Genomic DNA, 24,060 nt, shown 5'->3' on the forward strand with positions numbered 1-24,060 from the left:
GCACAACATCTAACATCATCTTACTTGAAAGTAGCTTTTCGCTTTTCCTTAACCGCTTGCACACCTTGCTGGTAATCTTCCAACTCAGTGACTAATCCCATAGAAGAAGAAATCATATCCAGCGATGAACGTAAACTCATATTCTCACTTTGATAAACCGCTCTTTTAGTTAATTGAATGGCTTGCTGAGGCCCATTTACAATCTTTTGTAAATAATCATCTGTAAAAGTCTCAATCTCATCCCGAGGTACTACGAACGTCACCAAGCCCATTTGCTGCGCTTCTTCTGCTTCGATTACTTTCCCAGTCCATAACATATCTAGCGCTCTATCCTTACCTACTAATCGGGGTAAGAAATAGGCAGCCCCATCCCCTGGAACCAACCCTACATTCACATAGCTTTCAGATAATCTGATCTCTTCTGATGCAATCCGAATATCACACATTAGTGCCATATCAAGTCCTGCACCAAACGCTGCACCATGCATTTGAGCAATGACAGGCTGATCGATTTCTTCCAATAATAAAGGAATTCTTTGCACCTTTTTCCACAATGAATTTTTTCTTGCTAAACCTGTACTTGTCATATCCTCTTCACTTTTGTAAAATCCATTTCCAGCCATCATTTCCTTAATATCTCCGCCTGAACAGAAGCCTTTACCATTCCCCTTAATCAGCACGGCACGTATGTGATCCGAATCCCGGACTGTTTCCAGTGCTTCTATCCATAAATGGATCATTTCTTCACTAAAAGCATTTAAACGATCTGGCCTATTCAATGTAATTTTTGCAATATGATCCTCCACGTTAAAAATCAAATCACTCATTTTATTCCCTCCCCTAAAGGTACCTTTGTTACCGGACGATCCGTAATCATTTCCCATAAGCTTTCTTTGTTAGAGCTCATGACTTTTTCAGCCAATTGATCTGCCCAATAATTTTCATTTCCAAATTCATCTCTCCAGGCCCAAAGCCTTCGTGTCACTTGATTCAATCGATGTTCATGGGTAACTCCTATGGCCCCATGGAGCTGATGAGCAATTTCAGTTACTTTCCCTGCCGATTCACTTAGCTTTAGTTTGGCTGCAGCAATTTCATGATCTACCATTCCTTTGCCAAAAGCTTGAATGGCTTTATTTGCAATGGTCACAGAGGCAACTGTTTCACCAGATAATACAGCAATGTGCTGTTGAATAGCTTGTAAGCGATGGAGCGGTCGACCAAATTGTTCACGTTCCTTAGAGTAAAGAACACTTAATTCCAATAAAGCTTCCATAGCACCACTCATCATTGCGGTCTTTATTAACCCTCCTAGATTGGTGACTTTCATCCTGAATTTCTCTTCCTCAACATCCTCTAAGAAAATATTTTCCACATCAATACTTTCAAAGTTTACCGTGTCCGATGGCTCCCCAGCTAGATTGCTATTGTATTCAACACCGGCTTGCTCTAATGGCAATAAAGCGACCTTGGAAGCACCTTCAAAATTAACTAGTACTAGTAAACTTTTTGCATGTCTAGCCCATGGTACATGTACTGCCTTTCCCCGTATGGAATACCCTTTGGTTGTTTCTTCTATCTCAATCTTGTTTTTAAGATTCACAGAGAGGGTGAAAATTTCTCTGGATGCTGGTACCCTATGATCCGCCAGCAACCACTGAACCATTAAAGTTTCTGATAGAGGAAGTGGAACACTAAACCTCCCATATAACTGTAAGATATGAAGGGCGTCATTGTAATCTCCACCGGTTCCCCCTAAAGATTCCGGAACACCGACAGAAGTGATTCCGGATTCAACTAACACCGACCACAGCTCTTCGGCAAATATCCCTTCTTCTAATTGATCAATCAGTTCTTTTGAACATAAAGATTTAAACATTTTATTGGTGGAATCCAGAATAATTTCTTGCATATCACTCATTCAGCAACCACCCCTTTCGTAACGATCCCTCTTAAGATTTCTGTGGTTCCTCCACGTAAAGTAAACCCTGGTCCATGCAAAATCGACTGAGCCAACAACTTTTCAAATCGGACATCTGACGTCATCGATGGGTGACTAGCTATAATTAACCGAGCAACCTCAGCCACATTTTTCTCAAACTTTGTTCCCATATCTTTAACTAGAGCAGCTGTTGTATTTACATCCGCTCCTTCCTCTAATAATTGGGCAATCCCGATTGACATATGTCTTAAGCTATATAATTGGGACAGCAGTTTCATAGATTCTCCCATGCCTTGAACATCCTTATTTTCTCTCAAAGTTCCGATCAATTCCTCTAACAAAGGAAATGTACTCAATATTCTTTCAGGTCCACTTCTCTCATAAGCAAGCTCCGCCATGCTTTGCTTCCATCCATTCCCTTCTTGCCCGACAATGTTCTCCTCAGGTATGATAACGCTTTCAAAAAACACTTCATTAAAATGCTCTTCTCCTGTTAAATATTTGATGGGTCTTATAGTAACGCCGGGACTGGACAAATCTACAACCAATTGACTTAACCCCTCATGTTTCCTGTCTGGTTTTTTTGGTGACGTTCTGCAGAGGACGATCATATAATCAGAAAGATGTGCCCCACTAGTCCATATCTTCATCCCATTTAAAACCCAACCATTCTCTGTCCTTTCTGCCTTTGTACTTATGGCTGCTAAATCAGAACCAGCATTTGGCTCACTTAAACCTATGGAAAAATAACAAGTGCCTTCTGCAATTTTAGGCAGAAAAAACTCCTTTTGTTCATCGGTTCCAAATTTTAAAAATAACGGACCAGTCTGTCGATCAGCAAACCAATGTGCAGCTATTGGAGCACCCGCCGCTAATAATTCCTCAATAACGATATACCGTTCTAGGGAACTTCTCTCTTTCCCACCATATTGCTTTGGCCAAGTCATCCCAATCCAGCCTTTTTTTCCTAACTTTTGGGAGAACTCAGGTGAATATCCACTTAACCATGAGTCAACTTGAGATTCAAAGGTCTCTTTTTCGCTTTTAATAAACTGACGTACTTCATTCCTGAATGTTTCCTGTTCTTCCGTAAATCCCATAATCGGTATCTTTAATTTGTTCATGTTTAAAAACACCTTCCTTTTTACCGATATTCGGTAACAGTTATCATTATTTGATAATTTGTATTCTAACGGAATTAAAAATAAATATCAATAACTTTTCAAATTTTCAAATAAATATCTAAGCCGAAAGTTTTTTGGGGAGTATTGAACCTGTTCCAGGGGATGAAGAGATTCCTAGGTCAATTCATTAAGCACAAAAAAGCCAGAAAGGGAAATCGCCCCTCCTGACTCCTAGATACCCTATACCTGAACCGTTCCCCTCTTCTCACAATTAATGTATATAGACCTATACATGTAGCAACAATGTTTAAAACACCAATGAGTGAGGTGTTAGATCATGTTTGTAAAGGATTTAGAAATGCACTGTTTATGTGTCTTCCGTTTTGGATCATTGTCTTCCTGCTCATCATTTTTACTCAGAGGCAGTTCAAAGTATCTAAGTATAAAGAACAAGGCTGCCTCCTATATAAGAGACAGCCTTGTCATTAAGAATTATATTCTGTAATCATATTGTGAACCTCTTGAATTTCTTGATCAGAAACCTGCAGATAGTACACACCACCTATTTTCGTACCCGTCCCAGTCATTTGGTACGTTTCCATGTTCTGTTGGGCACTACGATAGTTTAGCACGATATTCTTCATGGTGCTGAAATTCATATTGGTTGTTACGTTATTGCCGAGGACATCCATCATTTCTCCGATCCGATTCACGGAATTAATGCTTGCCCCTTTATCAACAATTGCTTTAATGACTTGCCGCTGACGCTCATTTCGACCAGCGTCACCCGCTGGATCCTGGTATCTCATGCGTACATACCCCATCGTTTGTGGACCATTAAGAGTGATTTCACCTTTTTCGTAGTGATAGCCTTCTTTGTAATGGCCAGTATCATACCAATCGATTGAATTATTTACGGTAATTCCACCGACAGCATCAACCATTTCGGTAAGTCCCTGCATATTCATCTTGACGTAATAATCCATATCAACATCCAGAAAACTCTCTACTGTCCTTATAGCCATGTCCGTGCCGCCAAAGGCATACGCATGATTGATCTTGTCTTTAGTTCCCGCATTAGGATCATCTCCGACAAGTGTTGCTCTTGTATCACGTGGAATACTTATCAGCTGACTGCGGTTGTTAGCAGGGTCTAAAGAAAGGACCATTAAAGCATCTGATCTCCCACGGTCGCCTTTTCTTTCATCTACACCCATCAATAATATATTTAAAGGTTCTTCTTGGGTTATTTTCTTCTCTGTCGCTTCATGATCAATAGAAGTTACCTTCTCATGCATCTTTTCATCCACCGTGCTTTTGGCCCCAGCGTATATGGTATACAGATAGACGCCTCCACCTAATAATAGTAAAACGAATAGGATAAGAGGGACCCTCCACCATTTCCTTTTCTTTTTCTTGTGTATGTCTGAACGTTTCCTCATTCATCTGTTCACTCCATCTTCTGTCATTCAGTTATGTTCTATTATAACTAGAAATGACATAGACAACAAGAATACGACAAAAAAGAGTAAACATGTGCCTTGCCCTTTCATCTATGTTTCTCAGAATTGCTAATAAAGCAAAACAGACTTTTGACCCAAGAAATAACCCTCCAACACATTTGCATGGAACAGATCTTGAAAGCCCACGTCCGAGACATCCCCATGATCGATTAAAGAGTTAAGTGCTTCCTCGTCTTCTCTTTAATCGCTTTCCTCGTCCGCTTCACGGTAGCCTCGCTTACAGATTCAGCATCGGAAATTTCTCCAACTGTACAGCCGCCTAACGTTAGCCGAACCACACTCTTTTCAAACTCCGTCAAGCCAAGTGGTAAATATCGTGCAGAAAGATCAAATCTGATATAGGATCAGGAAAAAGAGAGTCCTTATAGTGACCCAAGAGTGCTAGCCGTGACGATTGATCCCTTTGCTTGCGGAACAATGACATATAATAAAAGGTCAGCTGATTCGTGAAATAGGTGGAAAAGTTGGACTTTGTTGAATCGTAATTGTTCATACATTTATCATAAATAAAATAGGCCTCTTGTAGATAATCTTCGTAAGGCTTCCTCACGTTCAATTTCTTCAACACTGTATATACGAGCCTTTGATAAACTTCATACTGATCGTTCATTATCTTCCCGTTTCTATTGAATACTCAATAATAAATTATGCGCATATCCTTATTATTACCTATGTACTACAAAAAGAAAACAATTATTTCATGTTTTTACAATTCTTTAAAAAGTTGCACGACTTATGACACCAAAATTGGTTTTCAAAACGATAATATATATGAACAATAAAAAATCTGTAAAGGGGTATAATCAATGACAATGGATTTCGAACAAATCGTCAGAGAAAATGAACAACTGATTCACTACCACATTCATCGCCTGCATATTCAAGATCGTGATGGGTACTTTTTTGCTGAAGGGTTAGAAGCTCTATGGAATGCTTATGAAAGCTACAACCCTGAACTTGGACAATTTTCGACCTACATAAGCTGGAGGATACGAAATGCCCTGATCGATTGCATACGGAAAGAAGCGAGAAATACGAAGCATGAGGAGACCTATTTTCAGGAGCATGCGAATATGGAAGCCATTCAAACCGAAGATATCATTCAAGATCACTACTTATGGGAGCAAGTGAAAGAAATATTGACGGAAAATCAATGGAAATGGGTCTACTACTTTGTCATCCATGATCTGTCTGTCGATCAAATTGCCAAACTGGAAAACGTTACAAGAGATGCTGTGAAGAATTGGGGAAGACACGCCAGGAATAAACTGCGTAAAGCTTTGGAATTAGAGACGAGACCTTAGGGATAAAAGGATTCTACGTCAGGATATGTTTTCATACATTTTAGTTATGTCTTCAATGCTTTAGGTTAAGGAAGGATTCGGCAACTGAGCATCCCGCTCTATTGCCGGATCTTGATACATATACTTTTGCGGAATAAATTTTTTGTACCTTAATCACCAAGGTCAGGACGCTATATCAATTATCGATAGTTATGACTTCTGATCCAAGGTGTCTGCCCCACTTAACCCTGCACCCATTCTGTACCCGTTAATTTCCAACTACTCGGAGCCTCTACATCACAGATCACATGACTGAAAGCCTCCATTGATTCCATCTTAAAATTGGCCTTCACACCTAGCTTGGAATGGTCAACGAGGGCATACGCCTGCCTCGTATGGCTGATAAAAATCTGAGATAGCGAACACTTTTCCGATTGGTAGCTTGTTAATCCAATATTCGGATCGACACCATCAACGGAAATAAAAGCTTTGTCAACGAAAAAAGTCTTAGCCATTTTTTCCGTATACGATCCGCTTGATCGTGAGTGCGTACTGTTCATACGGCCTCCTAGAAAAATCAGCTCCCCCACAAATAGCTTCTTCTGCTCGTACTCCATCATCAGCTTCATCAATGGAAAGAAATTCGTAATAATCGTGACGTTGGTTTTCTCAAGGAGGGGCGCGGCCATTTGCAAGGTTGTGCTGCCTTCATCGATGAAAATGACGTCTCCATCATTAACTAGAGAAGCAGCTTTGCTACCAATACGTTTCTTTTCTTTCGCACGTAAAATTTTACGCTCAAACATAGGCGGCTCTTCGCTGGTCGATGATTCAGGCTTCAAAGCCCCGCCATACACCTTCCTTATACGCTTTTCTGCTTCTAATTCATCTAGGTCCCGTCGAATAGTTTCCATAGACACGTTAAAATCTATAGCAAGATCGCGAACTTTTACTTTCCCATTTTCCTCAATCTGCAATAGAATATTACTCTTTCTTTCATCTGATAATAACGTCATATTCTGCCTCCTTGCTTACAGCTCTTCTAACAGAAGACTGCCTTTATGGAGGAGGGCAGTCTTCTCTTCGTTCATTTTATTCAGACAAAGGTATGTTCCCAGTTTGAACAAGTTTCTTGAATTACGTCAAGCAAGCGCTCCATATCTTTCGGGTACACTTCGCCAATGTTCCCAATTCGGAACGTGTTGATCTCGGAAATTTTCCCTGGGTAGATGACAAAACCTTTCTTTTTGAGAGTCTGATAGAATTCTTGAAAGGTAAAGGTCGGATCATCTGGAAAAAGAAACGATGTAATAATAGGTGACTGCTGTTCCTCTTTGATATGGGCGGAAAAACCAAGCTTTTCCATGCCCTGTACGAGCAATTGCTGATTCTGTATATAACGTCTGTGACGTGCTTGGACACCGCCTTCTTCCTCAAGTTCTAACAGCGCTTGATAAAAAGCCCTCACGACATGGGTTGGCGAGGTATAACGCCATTTACCACTGTTATTCTCCATGGTTTCATATTGACTATACATATCAAGGGAAAGGGAACGGGCGTTATCTTTACACTTCTCAAGCTCCTTTTTCTTGGCAATGCAGAATCCAAATCCTGGCACTCCTTGAATGCATTTATTGGCACTACTAATCAGAAAGTCTATGCCCCAATCATGGACATCCATTGGAATGCCGCCAAAGCTTGACATCGCATCTACGATGGTTGTTTTCCCGTAGCGTTTAGCTGCTGCACAAATTTCTTGAGCAGGATTCAAAATACCCGTTGTCGTTTCACAATGCACGACCACCACATGACTAATAGTTGGATCATTCCCTAAATGTGCTTCTACCGTACTTGGATCGATCGCCATATGTTCTTCTTCTTCTACGACCACTGTCTCAATTCCGAGTACTTCACACATCTTCACAATCCGGTCACCATACGCACCATTCGTGCAGACGAGCAGCTTTCCACCTGTTTTCGGCATCACAGTTCCTAGAACAGATTCGACGGTAAAAGAACCACTGCCTTGCATTAAAACGGATGTATATGAGTCGGTCTCTCTTGTCGAAAGGGTCACGAGACGCTCTCTGACTTTTTGGACAAGTTGATTATAGTCCGCATCCCATGTACACCAATCCTGCAGCATTGCTTTACGTACTGTTTCTGAGGTTGACAAAGGTCCAGGCGTTAACAGCAAATAATCGTTTTTCATAACAAACTCCCTCTATTTCTGAAGTGACTTTCCTTCTATTTGATCGATCACATTCTCCAACTCATCGACTTTTGTTATCACATAATCAGCGCCAGCCTCGGTTAAACGCTCTTTAACCCTTAAGATTTCCACTTCTAGTTCCTTGGTGTCCATATCTTTAACCTCTTGTTCTGAGAGCCCTAGTTCACTCCCCCCTAACACAACTCCAATACTGATCATCCCGGCATTCTTGCCTTCCTTCATATCTGTGGCTGTATCGCCAACCTTCATCATCTTATTCATTGGATAAACATCAAGCTCTTCGGCATTGCGATAGCACATCCACGGATACGGACGGCCGGCTTTTACATCATCAGCGGTAAAATAACAATCGGGAGCATAGCCTAGTTCCGCTGCTCGTGGTGCAACAATTTCCATCATCTTTTTAGTGTAGCCAGTCGTTGCTCCAATTTTAATTCCTTTGCTTCGAAGTGAACTTACAAGCTCAGGCACTCCCGAAATCGGCGTCGCGAAACGAGGAAGTGCTTCAAACAAAATCTTCTCAAACTCATTATTCATCAAGTGAACGTCTTCCTCCGTCGGTTCAACCCCTTTGACACGAACCCATTCTGCATGGATACGGGACTCGGCCAGCAGAGCACGAATATGCTCAATTTTCAGCATACCCATTGGACCGCGTGCTTCCTTTACGGTAATTTCCACTCCCTGTTTGCGAAAAATCTCCAAAAATACTTCCAACGGAGCAAAGCACCCATAATCAATAGTTGTCCCTGCCCAATCAAATACGACCGCTTCGATCTTATTCATTGTTCCTCAATCCTTTCCATGTTTGAATGTTGTAGGCGTAATTGTCTCTTACGAATCAGCTTGACTGCCAGTTCATAAACCATACGCACGAAGATATTTGTTGCAATAATAAGTACACTAAGTGCAGCTGCCTGCGCAAGGTTTCCGGCTTCATCCATATTCACAATGGAAATCGATGCCAACTTAAATTCAGCAGTATAGAGGAAAACCACGGCTGAAATCGTCACCATTGAATTGACAAAGAAATACATCACCATTTCTAAAATCGCGGGTAAACACATAGGCAGCGTGACTTTAATAAACGACTTGTACATGGGAACACCCATTGATTCTGAGACCGTTTCAAACTCTTGATCCAATTTTTTCAAGGCACTCGTCGCCGTTACATAAGCTACAGAGTAAAAGTGTAAAATGTTCGCGATGACGATAATTGCGATTGTTCCATACAAGAAGTGAAACGGGTTTGTTATACTGAAGCCAAATATATTTATCGTTGGCTGGCTGAAAAAAAGGATATAACTTATCCCAATAATTAAGCCAGGCACAGCAATGGGCAAAATCGAAAACAGTCGGCCTGCTTTGCGTAACCCGGTCATCTTGCGAATCTTTTCAATGCCGTACGCATAGACGAAAGTAAAAGCTGTTCCAATCACGGCTGAAAGAGCGGCAACGAGAACGCTGTTCCAATAGGCTGTAAATCCACCACCTGTATAGCTTTCCAATTGGAAATGTTCTAGACTAAGACTTAAATCGTATGGCCAGTTGTTGACCAATGCAGCTAGCAGTACTGCCCCGAATACAAGAAGCACACACGCCGTTATCAAAGACACATACGTAAAAGCCAGCGCATTCCTCTTTTTATTCTTTTTCACTTGATAAGGAATGGATCTAGCTGACAAAGAACCGTTTTGTTTGCGGTTAACCATCTGGTCTGAGACAAAGGCCATGATAGCAGGGATCATGAGAATGATTCCGACTGTAGCGCCCATACTCATATTTTGCTGACCCACTACTTGCTGATAGATATCGGTCGCAAGCACATTATACTGCCCACCAACAACCTTAGGGGCACCATAGTCCGTAAAGCTTAAGGAAAAAACGATAAAGATGGCACTGATCAATCCATATTTTACCGATGGGAGCGTAATCGTGAAAAATTGTTTAGCCTTATTGACACCAAGTGTATTCGCTGCCTCATAAAGTCGATAATCTGAACTTCCAAGTGCTACAAGCATAATCATAAACGCTTGTGGAAATGTGAAAATCACTTCAGCGATAATAATACCTACGGATCCATACAGGTTAATATCCATGGCTGGTAAAAGGCCGAAGAAACCGTTTGTCACAATCCCTTGATTTCCAAATAAGTAAACAAGGGCTATCCCATGCATCATAGTCGGTGCAAACAACGGCAAAAGCGCCATGTAGCGAAAAAAGGTTTTCCCTTTTATATCTGTTCGTACGAGACAATAGGCGTACGAAAAGGCTAGAGATACGGATATTACGGTCGTCATCGACGAAATAAACATCGTATTTTGCAAAGACTGAACGAGTGCCGGAGAACTGAAGTATTCAACGAAATTCTGAACTCCTACAAATACGCCCTCTTCATTTTGAAAGGCTTTGATAAACAGGGTTACAAGCGGAAAGACAAGGACAATAAGAAACGTCGCAAGCATGAGAAGCAGCAGACTGCGTTTCAGCCAATTGTCTCCGTTGAAAGAAAGGGTTGTATGTCTTAGCTGTTTAATAAGTGTCCCTTCTTGTTTCATCGTTTTTCTTCCTCCTTTGCACTAAGCCTCATAGGCTAGAATGCGCTCAGGCGAGAAGTCTAAATACACTCTCGAGCCTTTTTCCAGTTTGAACTCCTGGAGCTCATGCATTGTGACATGCACCTTCACACTTGACTTGTGAAGATCTGTCTCTGGATTATTCACCTTAAAATGGACGAGGAAAACCGGTCCATGAAATTCAATTGCTTCGACTTCTGCGTTTATTCCATAAGTTCTCGATAGACGAATATGCTCAGGACGAATCGCAAGAGTTTTTTGCTGTTGATTTCTCCAGAAATTAATCGAGCCAATGAAATCCGCCACAAATGAATTTTTTGGATGCTGATACACTTCTTGAGGCGAACCATATTGCATAATCTGTGCATCATTCATGACGACAATTTTGTCAGCCATCGTCATCGCTTCATCCTGATCGTGCGTAACCATAACCGTCGTAATCTGAAGCTTTTCTTGGATCTCTCGAATTTCATAACGAAGCCTTTCTCTCACTTTAGCATCGAGAGCTGAAAGCGGCTCATCAAGGAGGAGAAAGTCAGGAGACATCGCTACCGCACGGGCCAGCGCGACCCGCTGCTGCTGTCCGCCAGACATTTGCGCAGGATAATGATTTTTCACTTGCTCTAAGTCGACAAGAGCAAGTGCCTCTAGGGCCCTCTCCCTAACCTCTTTTCGCGAGCGCTTTTGCGCCTTTAAGCCGTACTCAATATTTTGCATTGCGGTTAGATTTGGAAAGAGAGCGTAGGATTGAAACACAATTCCAAAATTTCGCTTGGCAGGCGGCACATTTGCCATGTCACGACCATTCATGACAATCGTTCCTGCTGTCGGATTTTCAAGACCTGCGATAATACGGAGCAACGTCGTCTTGCCACAACCACTAGGACCCAGCAAGCAAACAAACTCACTTTTTTTAATATCAACAGAAATGTTGTCTAGTGCTGTGAATCGACCAAATTTCTTCTGCACACCTTGGATCGACAAATACTGATTTTCCATCGTTCTTCCCACTACCTTTCCTTACTTTTTAGGCTCGGCTTTCTCAGCAAAGTTTGCTTCCCACTGCTTCAAGATTTCCGAACGTTGTTTTGCTGACTGACGCAAATTATGGTCCTTATAAAGAAGATCTTCAAAGTTTTCTGGGAACCCTTTCGCTGTTTCAAGTTTCTCATTCTTTGTCGCTAAACCGTACGCCTGGTGATATTCCTTCATCACGTCATCCGAAACCGCCCAGTCAAGAAACGCTTTTGCCAACTTATCGCTTTCACTGTTCTTTTTGTTAATCAGCGCATTCGCCTCAACATCCCAGCCTAGTCCTGCCTTAGGTAAGTAGACTTCCACAGGCGCACCATTTTGCTTTTCCTGAATACCGCTATAGACGAGTCCTAAGGAAATGGGAAATTCTCCATTAGCAGCCATTTTAATCGGCTTTGAACCAGAGTGGGTGTAGATACCTACGTTCTTATGAAGATGCTTCATGTACTGCCATCCTTTTTCTTTGCCCATCATTTGAAGCCAAGTCGATACCTGCAAGTAGCCTGTACCTGAGGAAGCCGGATGAGGCATCGCAATTAACCCTTTATACTTAGGATCAAGCAAGTCTTTGTAGGTCTTAGGTGGCTCTATTCCCATTTCCTTAAGTTCTGCTGTATTCACCGTGATCCCAGATGCTGTCACAAGATTTCCCGTCCATTTTGTCGAATCTTTACTATCCCTATACATCTCCGGAATCTCTTCAACACCTTCAGGAGAATACTCCGCAAGCATATTCTTTTCTTCAAGCGTTAATAGATTTGAAGCCTGTACACCCCAGACCACATCTGCCTTTGTATTTTTACCCTCCGCAAGCAGCTTCGACGTGATAATTCCAGTAGAATCACGAACAATATTCAAATCTATATTCGGGTATTGCTCCTCGAAGGATTCCAGGTAGGTCGGGATCAATTCTTCCTCAATGGCCGTATACACTGTCAACTCTCCTGACAACCCTGACTCACCCTTTCCCCCGGCACTTTTTTCACCACCTTGTCCACAACCAACAAGCGCAAGTACCCCCATACAAACGATTCCTATCTGCCCCATTCGCTTCTTCATATTGTCACCTTCCTAACTTTTTAGTTAACTACTTATATCAATTTAATCATGTGACTTGTTGTGATTTTAAAAGATAGTAAACATCCCTCCTAAATCTTATACTCATAGATTAAAATACAAATGTTAAGTTAGTATGAAGAACGTGTTAAAATGTTATTTTGTGTTATATTGATTTGTTTTTTGTTGTTTTCATGAAGGTATCTCTTTGGTCGAAAATGTATGGGGAGAGATGAAAAGGAAGCTATTGATGAAGATGACGTGGAGGTAATGATTACTGGGCTGATAATCATAAAAAAAATAGACCTTCCCTGTCAGCTAAACGGGGAGAGTCTATTTTCAAGAGCAGCCTTGCCCTAAATCAAGAGCAACTATTTAAAGGGACCGAGTTGGCGCTGTGATCTCTTTTTCTTATATATTCTTATACTTTATTACTATTATTTTATGAATGACTTGTTACCATATTCTCTTAAAACTTTATTTAACATCGTTTCTAGGTTATCGAGCTCTATGACTAACGGTTCTCCATAGCTTTCTACTAGGATCGTATCAAAATATGCTCTCAAGGCTCCATTTATCCTGGGATTCTTCCGTATGTCATCAACTTTATTAGCGTTTATAGCTGCTAATAAATCCTGTAATATATTCAGAAGTGTATCTAGAAACTTATGATCTGCCTGTTTCTTTTTCTCGGTAACTAATTCGATTACCCTTTCAACTTGACCTTTAATTTGGTTACCTCCACTTTTCATCAAAAAGTTCTCCAAGCATTTTCTCAGCTTTATACATTCCCCCAGGACAGGATTCATATAGTCGCTGTGTGAATCCAAATACGCTCTCACTGAACCTTGAATACTAAACATTTCTTTTGTTAGTGTTTCAAAATAATTATTCTCAATCCTGTCATTAGCCTGTTGATAACGTGAGATAATTAATTCTAGCATAGGCGTAGGTTGCTTTTGGTAAATCTCTTCTAGCTGGTTTAATACAGTTTGTAGTTGTACCCGAAAAGCGTCACCATTTCTCAACTTTATCAGAGCCTCCTTAGATTAAGGTCTGTACCGCGAACTCTCAAATCCAATACTCCACAGCTAGTATCTACTGATCGTACGAAACACTGGCAACGTAGTTAAAGAAATAGTTATCATCAACTACTTCTCTTATTTCCCCTTCATAAGAGAAGTCATACAGTAGTATAGCTGTATTTATATTTTCAGGAATTGATGCTCCATTTATTTTTCGAGCTTTGGAATGACCTTCTCAAAGAAATCCTCGTCAAAATCATCTATATCTATAGCAAAGTCATTAAGAAAAGGCGAAGGTAGAAAGTCTTGAATATTACCAATCCATAGCGAAACATATCCTTGCTTTTCCACTTAAATCCCTCTAGTTCAGGTAAACTATCATCTTTACCACCCTTATAGTTCTTTGCCGAATTAAAAGGTTAAAATCTCTCGATAGAATCTCTTATAGAACGCATGATTTCACGAAATGACTGAAGGGCTGCATCAGAATCCCTTTCACGAATAGCCTTAAGCAAAGACTCATGGAAAGGATAGCTCTGATCAAAGATATCATCTTTCCCAAATGGCACATTCCAGAACTCGTGAAAGGTATCCCATACGGAGTCTATAATGCTCTCTAACATTGGATTTTTAGCTGCTCGATAGATGGCCTGATGAAATTGAGCATCTGCTTGATTGGCCTTGTCCCTTTCATCATTTTCAATAAAAGTAACATATTCCTTCAGATGAAGACTCATTTGATTGATATCTGCCTCGCTCGCTGAGATTACCGCTAGTTCTACCGCCTTCCGCTCTAATGCCTCTCTAACCTCTAGAGTTTCTAACAAAAATTTCTTTTCATTTTCTACCTCGAAAGCTACCTGAATATGGAAAGGTTTCATATCATTAATAAAGGTACCCTTCCCATTCAAAACTTCCAATGCACCTTGTGATTCAAGCAATTGTAAAGCTTCTCTTAATGAGGATCGTCCTATTCCTAATGTTTGAACTAGTTCTGCTACGGAAGGAAGGCGATCGCCGCTTTTTAGTTTTTCTCTCTTAATGTATGCTTTAATTTCATCTGCCACAAGTTCAGATAATCTTTTCTTCTTTAATGCTTTCACAACATCACCTCTGCATTGACCTTATCCACAGTATACTATGTGGAAACATGATTATAAAATATATCCCATTTATTTATTTTACAATTCATAATATTTATACCTTTCATACAGGTTGATAGTATGATAGTGTTTCAACTAAAGAATCACATACGAAGGTAATGAGGAGGAAAGTTTGTGAATTACACAGATGAAGAAATATGCACACAGTACGGTGACCAGCCTGAATATAATAGAGGATCTGTTTCTCCGCCCATTTACCAAACAAGTTTATTTACATTCGATACTTTTGAAGCGTTTACACATGCTCAATTAAATGAAAGGGAAAATTATGTTTATACACGAGGTGTGAACCCCACTACCGAACTATTAGAGAAAAAATTAGCTCTATTAGAAAGAGGAGAACAGTGTAAATGTTTTGGCTCAGGAATGGGGGCGATCAGTTCCGTTTTTTTCTCCTTATTAAAAAGCGGAGACCATGTCTTGTTTGTCAACAACATTTACGGGCCCACTCAGCAATTATTGGAACACTTACAAAATTTTAATATAGAACATAGCTTCTCTACAGGAGATCTCGAGTCCGACATAAAGCCTCACACAAAGTTGATTTACGTGGAAAGCCCCGGAACCATGTTAATGAATGTAGTAGATTTAAAAAAGATTTCAACTGTAGCTAGACAACACGGTATATACACAGCCATTGATAATACATGGGCTACTCCTATTTTCCAAAAGCCCCTTACATTAGGCTTTGACCTAAGTATCCATTCCCTGACTAAGTACATAGGAGGGCATAGTGATGTGGTAGGAGGCGCTGTCATTGGTGCACATAGACTAATAGATCAAATCTTTGAATACGGCTTCCAGTTAAACGGTGCTGTTCTCTCCCCTCAAGATTCATTTCTGATTATTAGAGGTTTGCGAACATTACCTCTTCGGATGAGACAGCATCAAGATAACTGTTTACGGGTTATACAATACCTGAAAACAAAAGAAGAAGTCATAAAAATTAATCACCCAAGTCAATGGAAAGAAGAGGACTTTTCATTTATAAATGATCAAATGACAGGTTATTCAGGCTTACTAAGTATCGAATTGAAAGAAGGAGGGTTTAAGAACATTGCAACTTTTATTAACCAACTCTCACGATTCAAAATTGGGGTGAGCTGGGGAGGTTATGAAAGCCTTGTAAATTCACCGATCAAAGAAAACAATGAAGTAGAACTTATTGATCAAGGAATCGGAACTGGCCTCATACGATTTTCCATTGGACTAGAAGGTTCAGATCTTTTAATTGCTGACTTAGAAAGAGGGTTTAAAGCTCTCCATTCTATTAAATCTTAAGGAGGGGATTATATTGAACGAAAAAGAATTGAAACGTCCAACTATAGGAATGGCATTGCTTCCCATCTCCATTGCGTTACTCATATTCATTGGTGGAATTGGAGTTCTAAAATTTCAAGCTGAATTAATGTTAATAATGGCAGGTGTAGTGTTTGCGATATTCGCGATTTTCTATGGACATAAATGGGATAAAATTATTTCCGTAATGGGAGAGAAAATTAAAACCGCATTACCAGCCATACTGATTCTATTTAGCATTGGTTTAATAATAGGTACGTGGATGATCTCTGGTACAATCCCCTTCTTTGTTTATTATGGGTTAGAAATGATTAACCCTGCCTATTTATACGTAATGGCTTTTATCGTAACAGCGATTGTCTCCACATGCGTAGGTACCTCTTGGGGAGCTGCAGGTACCATTGGGGTTGCCTTGATGAGTGTAGCGCAAACTATGGATCTTCCCATGGCGATTACAGCAGGTGCCGTTGTCTCTGGAGCTTATTTCGGTGATAAACTATCCCCACTGTCTGATACAACTAATATGAGTTCGTTAGCAGCAGGATCGAATTTATATGAACATATCAAACACATGATATACACTGCCCTCCCCTCTTCCATAATTGCTCTAGTCGTCTTTTATTTCGTTGGACTACAGATTGAAACCAACTCTGGACAGCTAACAGATATTCAAGAAACACTTTCTGCTATTGAACAATTGTTTAACCTCAATATCTTGGTTCTACTTCCAGCAATAATTGTAATAGCAGGCTCTCTAATGAAGAAACCTCCCCTTATCGTTTTGTTTAGTTCCTCTGTGACAGCCATGGTCATAGCTTTAATTTTTCAAAATGCATCTATTAGCAATGTATTTACAGCTGCTGTAGAAGGCTTTAACGTAGAAATGATTACCTTTTCCCTATCCGGATTGGATTCGAGTGTACTATCTGAGGATATGCAAGGATTATTAAACCGCGGCGGATTATATTCTATGTATAATGCTACATTCTTCGTATTTTGTGCCTTTTTCTTTGCATCCGCACTCGAAGTTTCACAAGCATTAAATATCGTTCTTGAAAAAGTTATTATGTACCTAAAATCCGTGGGAAGCGTTATTTTCGCATCACTCATTACTGGATTTGCAGTTATTAACTGTACCTCTAATGCTCTCGTTACCTATTTCCTAATAAAAGATATATATGGAGACGTTTATAAAAAGAAAAACTTACATCCTGTAAACCTATCTAGAAGCATGGAAGACTCCATAACCATTACTGAAGCCTTAATGCCCTGGACCGTATCGGGTGTCTTTATGGCTACAACATTAGGTGTAGGCAACTTTGAATTTTTGCCATGGGCTATATTTAACTTAGGCGGAGTTGTCTTTTCCGCTTTGTATGGATTCCTGGCCCCGTACACTGGAGGATTCGGAATTAGAAAACTGAATGAGGATAAACCATTAGAAGACTCAGAAGCTTCTTCAAAAAAAGTCATATAAAAAAAGTGAGTCACACATACAACAATTAAGGATCCTATAACTGAGCATGCCCGCTTATAGGATCCTTTGTGTTGGAACCGAAATCATAAAAGACTGCAATAAAGTTCCTGATGGTTTATCAAGTTGTACATATACGTTCTCTGGATTGTCAACACAAAGCTAGACAATTTTGTTAAGGTGCCTCTTCTTAAATTCGATGGGACTTAAACATCCTAGGGGGCCGTGAATTCGGATGTGATTATACCAGTGGACATAATCAAATAAGGACAGGTTCAATTGTTTCTGGCTTTCGAATGTTTCTCCATAGACATGAATTAAGATACTAGGAATTGACTAACGCATTTAAAATCTCCCGATAGAATCTCTTATAGAACGCATGATTTCACGGAATGACTGAAGGGCTGCATCAGAATCCCTTTCACGAATAGCCTTAAGCAAAGACTTATGGAAGGGATAACTCTGATCAAAGATATCATTTTTCCCAAATGGTACATTCCAGAACTCGTGGAAGGTATCCCATACGGAGTCTATGATGCTCTCTAACATTGGATTTTTAGATGCTCGATAGATGGCCTGATGAAATTGAGCATCGGCTTGATTGGCCTTGTCCCTTTCATCATTTCAATAAAGTAACATATTCCTTCAGATGAAGGTTCATTTGATTGATGTCAATCCAATTTATAGTTCTTGTCTTACTAAACCTAGTAAAAATTCTCCAAAATCATGTGCTATTACTTGATACACCTGATCATCCAACTTCATTCCAGGCACATAAGATACTACCTTAGGCTCCCCATTTTCATCTAGCTTGTTAAAATCCAAGCAGAATAACTCATCCCCTCCAGTGTCATAAATAACGAGGAGATCATTAGGTAGTCCTGTTTCTTTGCGTTCGGTTAATGTAAACCAAATTGCATCGGGGACAGAAGAATTTTCAAAGTCATCTTTGAGAATTCCATAAATCTCTTGTGCTCCAAAGTTCCCAGCTCCCAAAGTTTTCAAGAAATCCAAATAAAGACCAGTAAACTTTAAACCTAACTTTCCTTCAGCCATTTTAATTAAACCATTTGTGCGCCCTCCAACAAAATCAGCCATGTCTTCATTACTTAAAATAATTTCTTTCGCTTTTTGGTAAGTTTCAATACTCATTTTTCTCCTCCTGCCTTTTCCCGCGCTCTGTTTTTCCAGTAACTATTTCTCCATTTGTTAAATTCAGCTCTATTTATTCCAGAAGGTATGGTGTTAGGGTTAATATGAATGATCAGGCTATTATCTTTGTGAAAAGTATGTGTGACCTCAGCTATAGCACTTTCATTTCTCTGTGTCATATGGTGTAGATTAATAGATTTTCCGTCTGGTCCAAGTGGCGCTAAACCTTTCTTCATTCTCTCAAAGTTTGTCCTACCACGTGCGTCTTTTGTATTTAAGTTTATAATATCGTCTCTCTGATAAACCTTCACATTTTTAAATTCAGTTGTTTTATTCCAATATTGAAATCCATTAGGAGTCGCCTTGCGCACTCCTTCTACAACCTCATCACCATTTTTTACAACACTACTAACACCCTTAGCACCTTTCCCTACTACCTTTACAAATCCACCGCCTACAACAGAGGCAGCCAACAACGCCCGCTCCCAGCCTTCATACTCCACACCCGTGATCAAATTCTCACCAGTATTCGTCTCAATAGCCGCTTTGACATTCCCAACAATCGGAATAAAATCAAGCACAAAGGATGCCGTCTTCTTCCACCAGGTCACATCCTCTTTCGAAGCATCCGACGAAGGCGCCATCATGTCTTCCCTTGTACATACCCCTTCTGACGTGAATTCATACCCCAGTGATACAGGAGCCATCCTCTTCTGTTCCGAAATAAACCCATCTACTTCATCCGGAGGAACGACCTTCGCATTCGTCGCTAGATTGATAGATGCCCCATTCATATTCGATTGAAGCTGACCCGCTTGATAGCTTCCTATGCTAATATCCCCGGCCTCAAACTGCGAAGAAATCGATTCTATGTATTGATTCATGGTCGATAAGCTTTGCCTCAGCTCTGCCAACTGGCTCGACTCCGTCTGATCAAACTCATGCAGCCGTTCCACCGTCTCGTCCTTCTTGTTCCATGCCTGTTGAATTTCCTGCAAAAACTTACTATCGTCAATAGACGGCAATGCCACGATGTCCTGAACACTGCCAACGACCTGGTTGACTTCCTGAATGATCTCCGTCGTGACGGTGCTTGCCTTATGTAATCCCGCTTCCACTTCTTGTTCCAGAAAATCTTCCCGAATCACGCCATCAGAATCCGGCTCGAACTCATGCAGAGAAGTCAGCATCTTACGGATCGCATCTTCATATTGCGAAAGGAATTGTTCCAAATAGCTCAAAAACGGCAGGTGCGCTTCCTGGTAAAACGTTCGAATCGCTTCCCCGCCTTGCCCGCGAAGCGAGTCTTCCAAATGAATGATTGTCTTTATACTGACCTTCACTTGATGAATCGAGTTTCTCAACTGATCCAGCGTATGTATCGTTTCTTCTCCACCCTTTTGGAGATCCGAAACATCCAGCACCTTCATGTAAAACAACCTCTTTCCAAATTCGTTACATCAAGTATATAGAATTTTTTACCAGAAGGAAATACATGTATTCGAAACTTCGTATAAATGGCTGAAAGGTGGTCATAAAAGTGAAACTTATTACCCTATAATACCCACCGCCCGCTCAGGCTCAGGCTCACCCTCAAACACTACTACCGCAGAATTGCAGTAAACCCGTCCCATATCTGAAATTGCCTCCTCCAACAGCGCATACAATTCAAATCACTTTTAACAAACTGCACCTCGACTTCTTCACTCAGATCATGATGGTAGTATAGAATGGAACCGTACATCAATGGAATTTCTTAATTTTTGGAGGTTTTGCTAGCATATTTACAATCTCATACAATAATATCTTTCTCAGTTTTGAATTATGACAACTAGAGTAAGACCTGAGTAGGATGCTTAATAAAAAAAGTACACTACCTGTTATGAGAAGTAGTGTACTTAAGTGTTCACTAATACAATAGTTTATTGTTTATAATTTTTTATCGCTTGCCTATACCAGTCATTCCCCTCACAATCATCAATCACTATGGCCGGAAAATCCTCCACTTCCAATTTCCGTACAGCTTCCGTTCCAAGGTCTTCATATGCAATCATCTCTACACTCTTAATAGACCGTGAAATCAATGCAGCGGATCCCCCTACAGCTCCAAAATAGACAGCTTTATTTTTCTTGAGGGAATCAATAACCGATTGATTTCGGTACCCTTTCCCAATCATTCCCTTCAACCCTAAGTCTAATAGTGCGGGAGCATATCTATCCATACGACTACTCGTTGTAGGCCCCGCCGAACCAATAACCTTACCGGGTTTAGCAGGTGTTGGGCCCACATAATAGATCACTTGATCTTTTATTTCAAATGGAAGTTCTTCTCCTTTTTCAAGCTGCTCGACCATACGTTTATGTGCTGCGTCTCGTGCTGTATAGATCGTTCCACTAATGGCTACTTGATCACCAGCTTTTAAAGTAGTAACTGTATGTTCATCTGTAAAAGGAACTGAAATTCGTTGCCTAGACATAGAAAACCTCCACTAAAGGATCACTTTTTTATGACGACTTGCATGACAATTTAAATTAACAGCTACAGGAAGAGCAGCGATATGAGAAGCACCTAATTCAACCTTCACATCTATTGCTGTTGTAGTTCCCCCCATACCTTGAGGACCAATACCCAATTGATTCACTTCCTCCATTAATTCTTTTTCTAGCTTGGCTGCTTCATCCCATGGATTTCTCTCCCCAACAGGTCTAAACAATGATTTCTTGGCTAAATACGCGCACATCTCAAAATTCCCGCCGATTCCTACTCCAACGACTAGTGGAGGACAAGCATTAGGACCGGCAATTTGAATCGTTTCAAAGATGAATTTCTTAATCCCATCCAGCCCGTCACTTGGCTTAAGCATTTGCAGGCGACTCATATTTTCTGCACCGCCCCCTTTTGCTGTCATATGGATCGTTAGACTATCCCCTTGAACTAGCTCAATATGAATAATTGATGGGGTATTGTCTCCCGTATTTTTACGGTTAATCGGGTCATCTACAATTGAATAACGAAGATATCCTTCCTCATACCCCATACGAACACCTTCATTAATCGCCTCTTGCAAACTGCCCCCAACGATATGACAATCTTGCCCTAGTTCCACCAGAAAAACGGATACGCCCGTATCCTGGCACATAGGTACGCGTTCGGAAGAGGCAACGTTGGCATTCTCAATTAATTGGTTTAACACTTCCTTGCCCATAGGTGATTTCTCTTTGTCAACGGCGCTTTGAAAAGCATTCAAAACATCTTCTCCAAGCTCAAAATTAGCCTCCTCACACATGCTGGAAACGTGTGTGACGATGTCCTGATATTTAATTTCTTTCAAATACATCACCTCCCACCTTATCTAACTGGATTATTTAGGGCTGACTTCTTTATTTTCAAGGACTTTATTTAACAACTCATTTCCTTCCTCCGGTGCATGTTCTCGTTTATAAACCATAAAAGTTCGTTTATATTTAATAACTATTTTTGCATCCTGATTATATCCTCTTGTTTCGGCACGAACAATTCCGACGTTTGGACGTGAGTTTGATTCCCTTTTTTCTAAAATTTCTGAATAGGAATAGATCGTGTCTCCTTCAAATACCGGATTAGGCAGTCTAACCTCATCCCACCCCAAGTTAGCCATGACATTTTGAGATAGATCTGTAACGGATTGCCCTGTAACTAACGCCAGCGTAAAGGTAGAATCGACTAATGGTTGTCCAAATTCGGTTTGCTCTGAATAAACATCATCAAAATGAATTGGATTGGTGTTTTGTGTCAATAGGGTGAACCATATATTATCTGTTTTCGTTACGGTTCTTCCTAGTGGGTGGGGATAAATGTCACCAATCTCAAAGTCCTCATAAAATCGCCCTTCCCAGCCTTTTTGTACAGTCATTTTTTCATCCTCCTTAATAAAATATAAATTTATGAAGCATTAGGTACATTAAACAACTCCTGCATCTACCCATTTGCTTATCGTTTCTTCTTCAAAGCCATACTCCCGTAAAATGTCTTCTGTGTGCTCTCCAATAGATGGAATCGCTTTCATGACAGGGTTCATTCCTTCCATGATAACAGGCGGTTTTAATGCACGAATTTCACCTACAGGCGAACCTACTTCCTGCCACCGTGCCCTTGCCTCAAGCTGCGGGTGTCGATAAAAGTCCTGCATAGTATTGAGACGTGCGCTGGCAATTTTCGCTTGTTCAAGTCTATTGATTACCTCAGAAGAAGTCATACCAGCAAAAACCGTTTCAATAATTGATTTTAGTAAGTCACGGTTTTTATCTCTTAACGAATTCGTTTTAAAGGCTGATTCATCAATTAGTTCCGGTTGTTCTAAAACAACTTCACAAAATCTCAACCACTCTCGCTCATTTTGCAAACCTAGAAATACCGTTTTTCCATCCCCACAACTAAACGGGCCGTATGGATATATAGTTGAATGACTCGCCCCTGTTCTTGCTGGTTCCTTCCCACTGTTTCCCGCGTAATAGGCTGGATACCCCATCCATTCTCCCAATGCCTCTAGCATGGATATCTCCATAACCGTACCTTTTCCGGTTTTCTCACGCGTAAATAAAGCAGTGAGTATACCTGAATACACATACATCCCTGCAGCAATATCAGCTGCTGAAATACCGGCTTTAGAAGGTACCTCCTCTGTCCCAGTAACTGAAACAAGCCCCGCTTCACACTGGACAAGCAAATCGTATGCTTTCTTATCCTTGTAAGGACCTGTTTCACCATATCCTGATAAATTACAAATGATTAATTCAGGATATTTCTCCTTTAAGACGTCCGCTCCATACCCCATCCGTTCTACCGCACCAGGTGCAAGGTTTTGTACAAACACATCAGCACTTTCCAAAAGTTTATCCACTACTTTCTTTGTTTCCTGATCTTTAAGATTGAGAGTAATCGATTCTTTTGACCGATTACACCAAACGAAGTGACTCGACATCCCATTGACGGAAGTATCATAATGTCGGGCAAAATCACCAGTGCCAGTTCGTTCTATTTTAATAACGCGTGCTCCCAAATCAGCCAACTGCCTTGTAGCAAAAGGTACTGCAACTGCTTGTTCAATTGAGACTACTGTAATTCCTTCTAATGGTAGCATGTGTACCCTCCCATTTGTTTTCGTTTAAATCGCTTCAAGCTTATATTGGTTCTTC

General features: G+C 40.5%; 25 protein-coding genes and 1 pseudogene. 3 read left to right on the forward strand and 23 right to left on the reverse strand.

Annotated features, from left to right (window positions below; translation table 11 throughout):
• Positions 1 to 20: 20 nt before the first annotated feature.
• The 6 genes from MUO14_RS08025 to MUO14_RS24715 form a co-directional block, all read right to left on the reverse strand.
• Complete coding sequence (locus MUO14_RS08025) at positions 21 to 827, reverse strand: enoyl-CoA hydratase/isomerase family protein (RefSeq protein ID WP_244754718.1); 807 nt, start codon at positions 825 to 827, stop codon at positions 21 to 23.
• Positions 824 to 1,921 (reverse strand): acyl-CoA dehydrogenase family protein, encoded by a 1,098-nt coding sequence (locus tag MUO14_RS08030; RefSeq protein ID WP_244754719.1) that lies wholly within the window; start codon positions 1,919 to 1,921, stop codon positions 824 to 826. The genes MUO14_RS08025 and MUO14_RS08030 overlap by 4 nt, the downstream gene beginning before the upstream one ends.
• Entirely contained in the window at positions 1,918 to 3,066 is a 1,149-nt protein-coding gene (locus MUO14_RS08035; protein ID WP_244754720.1) for an acyl-CoA dehydrogenase family protein, read from the reverse strand. Before MUO14_RS08035 ends, MUO14_RS08030 begins: the two co-directional genes overlap by 4 nt.
• A 485-nt stretch (positions 3,067 to 3,551) precedes the next feature.
• The gene (locus MUO14_RS08040) at positions 3,552 to 4,508 is read right to left on the reverse strand and encodes an LCP family glycopolymer transferase (RefSeq protein WP_244754721.1); all 957 of its coding nucleotides are present in this window, start codon (positions 4,506 to 4,508) and stop codon (positions 3,552 to 3,554) included.
• A gap of 230 nt (positions 4,509 to 4,738) precedes the next feature.
• Complete coding sequence (locus MUO14_RS08045) at positions 4,739 to 4,867, reverse strand: hypothetical protein (protein WP_244754722.1); 129 nt, start codon at positions 4,865 to 4,867, stop codon at positions 4,739 to 4,741.
• A 17-nt stretch (positions 4,868 to 4,884) separates the two neighbouring features.
• On the reverse strand, positions 4,885 to 5,199 hold the full coding sequence (locus MUO14_RS24715) for a sigma factor (protein ID WP_396265814.1): 315 nt from the start codon (positions 5,197 to 5,199) through the stop codon (positions 4,885 to 4,887).
• A 196-nt stretch (positions 5,200 to 5,395) separates the two neighbouring features.
• Here MUO14_RS24715 and MUO14_RS08050 point away from each other — a divergent pair, with 196 nt between their 5' ends.
• On the forward strand, positions 5,396 to 5,893 hold the full coding sequence (locus MUO14_RS08050) for a sigma-70 family RNA polymerase sigma factor (protein ID WP_244754723.1): 498 nt from the start codon (positions 5,396 to 5,398) through the stop codon (positions 5,891 to 5,893).
• A 221-nt stretch (positions 5,894 to 6,114) separates the two neighbouring features.
• Here MUO14_RS08050 and MUO14_RS08055 read toward each other — a convergent pair whose 3' ends face one another.
• The 9 genes from MUO14_RS08055 to MUO14_RS08095 all read right to left on the reverse strand — a co-directional run bounded on the left by MUO14_RS08055 (position 6,115) and on the right by MUO14_RS08095 (position 14,900).
• Entirely contained in the window at positions 6,115 to 6,888 is a 774-nt protein-coding gene (locus MUO14_RS08055; protein WP_244754724.1) for a DeoR/GlpR family DNA-binding transcription regulator, read from the reverse strand.
• An 80-nt stretch (positions 6,889 to 6,968) separates the two neighbouring features.
• Positions 6,969 to 8,084 carry a 2-aminoethylphosphonate--pyruvate transaminase gene (gene phnW, locus MUO14_RS08060; protein WP_244754725.1) on the reverse strand — a complete coding sequence of 372 codons (1,116 nt, stop codon included), beginning with the start codon at positions 8,082 to 8,084 and terminating at the stop codon, positions 6,969 to 6,971.
• A 12-nt stretch (positions 8,085 to 8,096) separates the two neighbouring features.
• Entirely contained in the window at positions 8,097 to 8,891 is a 795-nt protein-coding gene (gene phnX / locus MUO14_RS08065) for a phosphonoacetaldehyde hydrolase (RefSeq protein ID WP_244754726.1), read from the reverse strand.
• Entirely contained in the window at positions 8,888 to 10,663 is a 1,776-nt protein-coding gene (locus MUO14_RS08070; protein ID WP_244754727.1) for a putative 2-aminoethylphosphonate ABC transporter permease subunit, read from the reverse strand. Before MUO14_RS08070 ends, phnX begins: the two co-directional genes overlap by 4 nt.
• A gap of 21 nt (positions 10,664 to 10,684) precedes the next feature.
• On the reverse strand, positions 10,685 to 11,680 hold the full coding sequence (locus tag MUO14_RS08075) for an ABC transporter ATP-binding protein (protein WP_244754728.1): 996 nt from the start codon (positions 11,678 to 11,680) through the stop codon (positions 10,685 to 10,687).
• A gap of 21 nt (positions 11,681 to 11,701) precedes the next feature.
• Positions 11,702 to 12,775, reverse strand: a complete 1,074-nt coding sequence (locus MUO14_RS08080; protein WP_244754729.1) for a putative 2-aminoethylphosphonate ABC transporter substrate-binding protein — start codon at positions 12,773 to 12,775, stop codon at positions 11,702 to 11,704.
• Positions 12,776 to 13,209: 434 nt separating this feature from the next.
• Entirely contained in the window at positions 13,210 to 13,800 is a 591-nt protein-coding gene (locus MUO14_RS08085) for a hypothetical protein (RefSeq protein WP_244754730.1), read from the reverse strand.
• A 204-nt stretch (positions 13,801 to 14,004) separates the two neighbouring features.
• Positions 14,005 to 14,148 carry a hypothetical protein gene (locus MUO14_RS08090; protein ID WP_244754731.1) on the reverse strand — a complete coding sequence of 48 codons (144 nt, stop codon included), beginning with the start codon at positions 14,146 to 14,148 and terminating at the stop codon, positions 14,005 to 14,007.
• 68 nt (positions 14,149 to 14,216) lie between these two features.
• Positions 14,217 to 14,900 carry a FadR/GntR family transcriptional regulator gene (locus tag MUO14_RS08095; RefSeq protein WP_244754732.1) on the reverse strand — a complete coding sequence of 228 codons (684 nt, stop codon included), beginning with the start codon at positions 14,898 to 14,900 and terminating at the stop codon, positions 14,217 to 14,219.
• Positions 14,901 to 15,074: 174 nt separating this feature from the next.
• On the opposite strand from MUO14_RS08095, the gene MUO14_RS08100 reads away from it, so the two are divergent.
• Both MUO14_RS08100 and nhaC read left to right on the forward strand, forming a co-directional pair.
• On the forward strand, positions 15,075 to 16,241 hold the full coding sequence (locus MUO14_RS08100) for a trans-sulfuration enzyme family protein (RefSeq protein WP_244754733.1): 1,167 nt from the start codon (positions 15,075 to 15,077) through the stop codon (positions 16,239 to 16,241).
• A gap of 13 nt (positions 16,242 to 16,254) precedes the next feature.
• Complete coding sequence (nhaC, locus tag MUO14_RS08105) at positions 16,255 to 17,736, forward strand: Na+/H+ antiporter NhaC (protein WP_244754734.1); 1,482 nt, start codon at positions 16,255 to 16,257, stop codon at positions 17,734 to 17,736.
• Positions 17,737 to 17,895: 159 nt separating this feature from the next.
• Here the strand turns inward: nhaC and MUO14_RS24720 are convergent, their stop codons facing one another.
• The 8 genes and pseudogenes from MUO14_RS24720 to MUO14_RS08135 form a co-directional block, all read right to left on the reverse strand.
• Positions 17,896 to 18,066 (reverse strand): IS3 family transposase, encoded by a 171-nt coding sequence (locus MUO14_RS24720; protein ID WP_396265836.1) that lies wholly within the window; start codon positions 18,064 to 18,066, stop codon positions 17,896 to 17,898.
• 12 nt (positions 18,067 to 18,078) lie between these two features.
• Positions 18,079 to 18,339: pseudogene (locus MUO14_RS24725) on the reverse strand (FadR/GntR family transcriptional regulator); the annotation flags it as partial.
• A gap of 75 nt (positions 18,340 to 18,414) precedes the next feature.
• On the reverse strand, positions 18,415 to 18,885 hold the full coding sequence (locus tag MUO14_RS08110; RefSeq protein ID WP_244754735.1) for an SMI1/KNR4 family protein: 471 nt from the start codon (positions 18,883 to 18,885) through the stop codon (positions 18,415 to 18,417).
• Positions 18,882 to 20,315, reverse strand: a complete 1,434-nt coding sequence (locus tag MUO14_RS08115; protein ID WP_244754736.1) for a T7SS effector LXG polymorphic toxin — start codon at positions 20,313 to 20,315, stop codon at positions 18,882 to 18,884. Before MUO14_RS08115 ends, MUO14_RS08110 begins: the two co-directional genes overlap by 4 nt.
• Positions 20,316 to 20,807: 492 nt before the next feature.
• Positions 20,808 to 21,362, reverse strand: a complete 555-nt coding sequence (locus tag MUO14_RS08120) for a Fe-S-containing hydro-lyase (protein ID WP_244754737.1) — start codon at positions 21,360 to 21,362, stop codon at positions 20,808 to 20,810.
• A 12-nt stretch (positions 21,363 to 21,374) separates the two neighbouring features.
• Positions 21,375 to 22,223, reverse strand: a complete 849-nt coding sequence (locus MUO14_RS08125; RefSeq protein ID WP_318036025.1) for a fumarate hydratase — start codon at positions 22,221 to 22,223, stop codon at positions 21,375 to 21,377.
• 24 nt (positions 22,224 to 22,247) lie between these two features.
• Complete coding sequence (locus tag MUO14_RS08130; RefSeq protein WP_244754739.1) at positions 22,248 to 22,778, reverse strand: MaoC family dehydratase; 531 nt, start codon at positions 22,776 to 22,778, stop codon at positions 22,248 to 22,250.
• Between the two features lie 48 nt (positions 22,779 to 22,826).
• Positions 22,827 to 24,005, reverse strand: coding sequence for a CaiB/BaiF CoA transferase family protein (locus MUO14_RS08135; RefSeq protein ID WP_244754740.1), 1,179 nt, complete (start codon positions 24,003 to 24,005; stop codon positions 22,827 to 22,829).
• Positions 24,006 to 24,060 lie beyond the last annotated feature (55 nt).

It is taken from the genome of Halobacillus shinanisalinarum (genome assembly GCF_022919835.1).
Taxonomy (GTDB): domain Bacteria; phylum Bacillota; class Bacilli; order Bacillales; family Halobacillaceae; genus Halobacillus_A; species Halobacillus_A shinanisalinarum.

What these genes read in the sequence shown, in the direction of transcription:
- MUO14_RS08120 (WP_244754737.1), bottom strand. Translation starts at nt 21,362, where the DNA reads ATGTCTAGGCAACGAATTTCAGTTCCTTTTACAGATGAACATACAGTT.
- MUO14_RS08135 (WP_244754740.1), bottom strand. Translation starts at nt 24,005, where the DNA reads ATGCTACCATTAGAAGGAATTACAGTAGTCTCAATTGAACAAGCAGTT.
- MUO14_RS08070 (WP_244754727.1), bottom strand. Translation starts at nt 10,663, where the DNA reads ATGAAACAAGAAGGGACACTTATTAAACAGCTAAGACATACAACCCTT.
- MUO14_RS08025 (WP_244754718.1), bottom strand. Translation starts at nt 827, where the DNA reads ATGAGTGATTTGATTTTTAACGTGGAGGATCATATTGCAAAAATTACA.
- MUO14_RS08115 (WP_244754736.1), bottom strand. Translation starts at nt 20,315, where the DNA reads ATGAAGGTGCTGGATGTTTCGGATCTCCAAAAGGGTGGAGAAGAAACG.
- MUO14_RS24715 (WP_396265814.1), bottom strand. Translation starts at nt 5,199, where the DNA reads ATGAACGATCAGTATGAAGTTTATCAAAGGCTCGTATATACAGTGTTG.
- MUO14_RS08050 (WP_244754723.1), top strand. Translation starts at nt 5,396, where the DNA reads ATGACAATGGATTTCGAACAAATCGTCAGAGAAAATGAACAACTGATT.
- phnX (WP_244754726.1), bottom strand. Translation starts at nt 8,891, where the DNA reads ATGAATAAGATCGAAGCGGTCGTATTTGATTGGGCAGGGACAACTATT.
- MUO14_RS08035 (WP_244754720.1), bottom strand. Translation starts at nt 3,066, where the DNA reads ATGAACAAATTAAAGATACCGATTATGGGATTTACGGAAGAACAGGAA.
- MUO14_RS08040 (WP_244754721.1), bottom strand. Translation starts at nt 4,508, where the DNA reads ATGAGGAAACGTTCAGACATACACAAGAAAAAGAAAAGGAAATGGTGG.
- MUO14_RS08130 (WP_244754739.1), bottom strand. Translation starts at nt 22,778, where the DNA reads ATGACTGTACAAAAAGGCTGGGAAGGGCGATTTTATGAGGACTTTGAG.
- phnW (WP_244754725.1), bottom strand. Translation starts at nt 8,084, where the DNA reads ATGAAAAACGATTATTTGCTGTTAACGCCTGGACCTTTGTCAACCTCA.
- MUO14_RS08055 (WP_244754724.1), bottom strand. Translation starts at nt 6,888, where the DNA reads ATGACGTTATTATCAGATGAAAGAAAGAGTAATATTCTATTGCAGATT.
- MUO14_RS08080 (WP_244754729.1), bottom strand. Translation starts at nt 12,775, where the DNA reads ATGAAGAAGCGAATGGGGCAGATAGGAATCGTTTGTATGGGGGTACTT.
- MUO14_RS08125 (WP_318036025.1), bottom strand. Translation starts at nt 22,223, where the DNA reads ATGTATTTGAAAGAAATTAAATATCAGGACATCGTCACACACGTTTCC.
- MUO14_RS08110 (WP_244754735.1), bottom strand. Translation starts at nt 18,885, where the DNA reads ATGAGTATTGAAACTTACCAAAAAGCGAAAGAAATTATTTTAAGTAAT.
- MUO14_RS08075 (WP_244754728.1), bottom strand. Translation starts at nt 11,680, where the DNA reads ATGGAAAATCAGTATTTGTCGATCCAAGGTGTGCAGAAGAAATTTGGT.
- MUO14_RS08030 (WP_244754719.1), bottom strand. Translation starts at nt 1,921, where the DNA reads ATGAGTGATATGCAAGAAATTATTCTGGATTCCACCAATAAAATGTTT.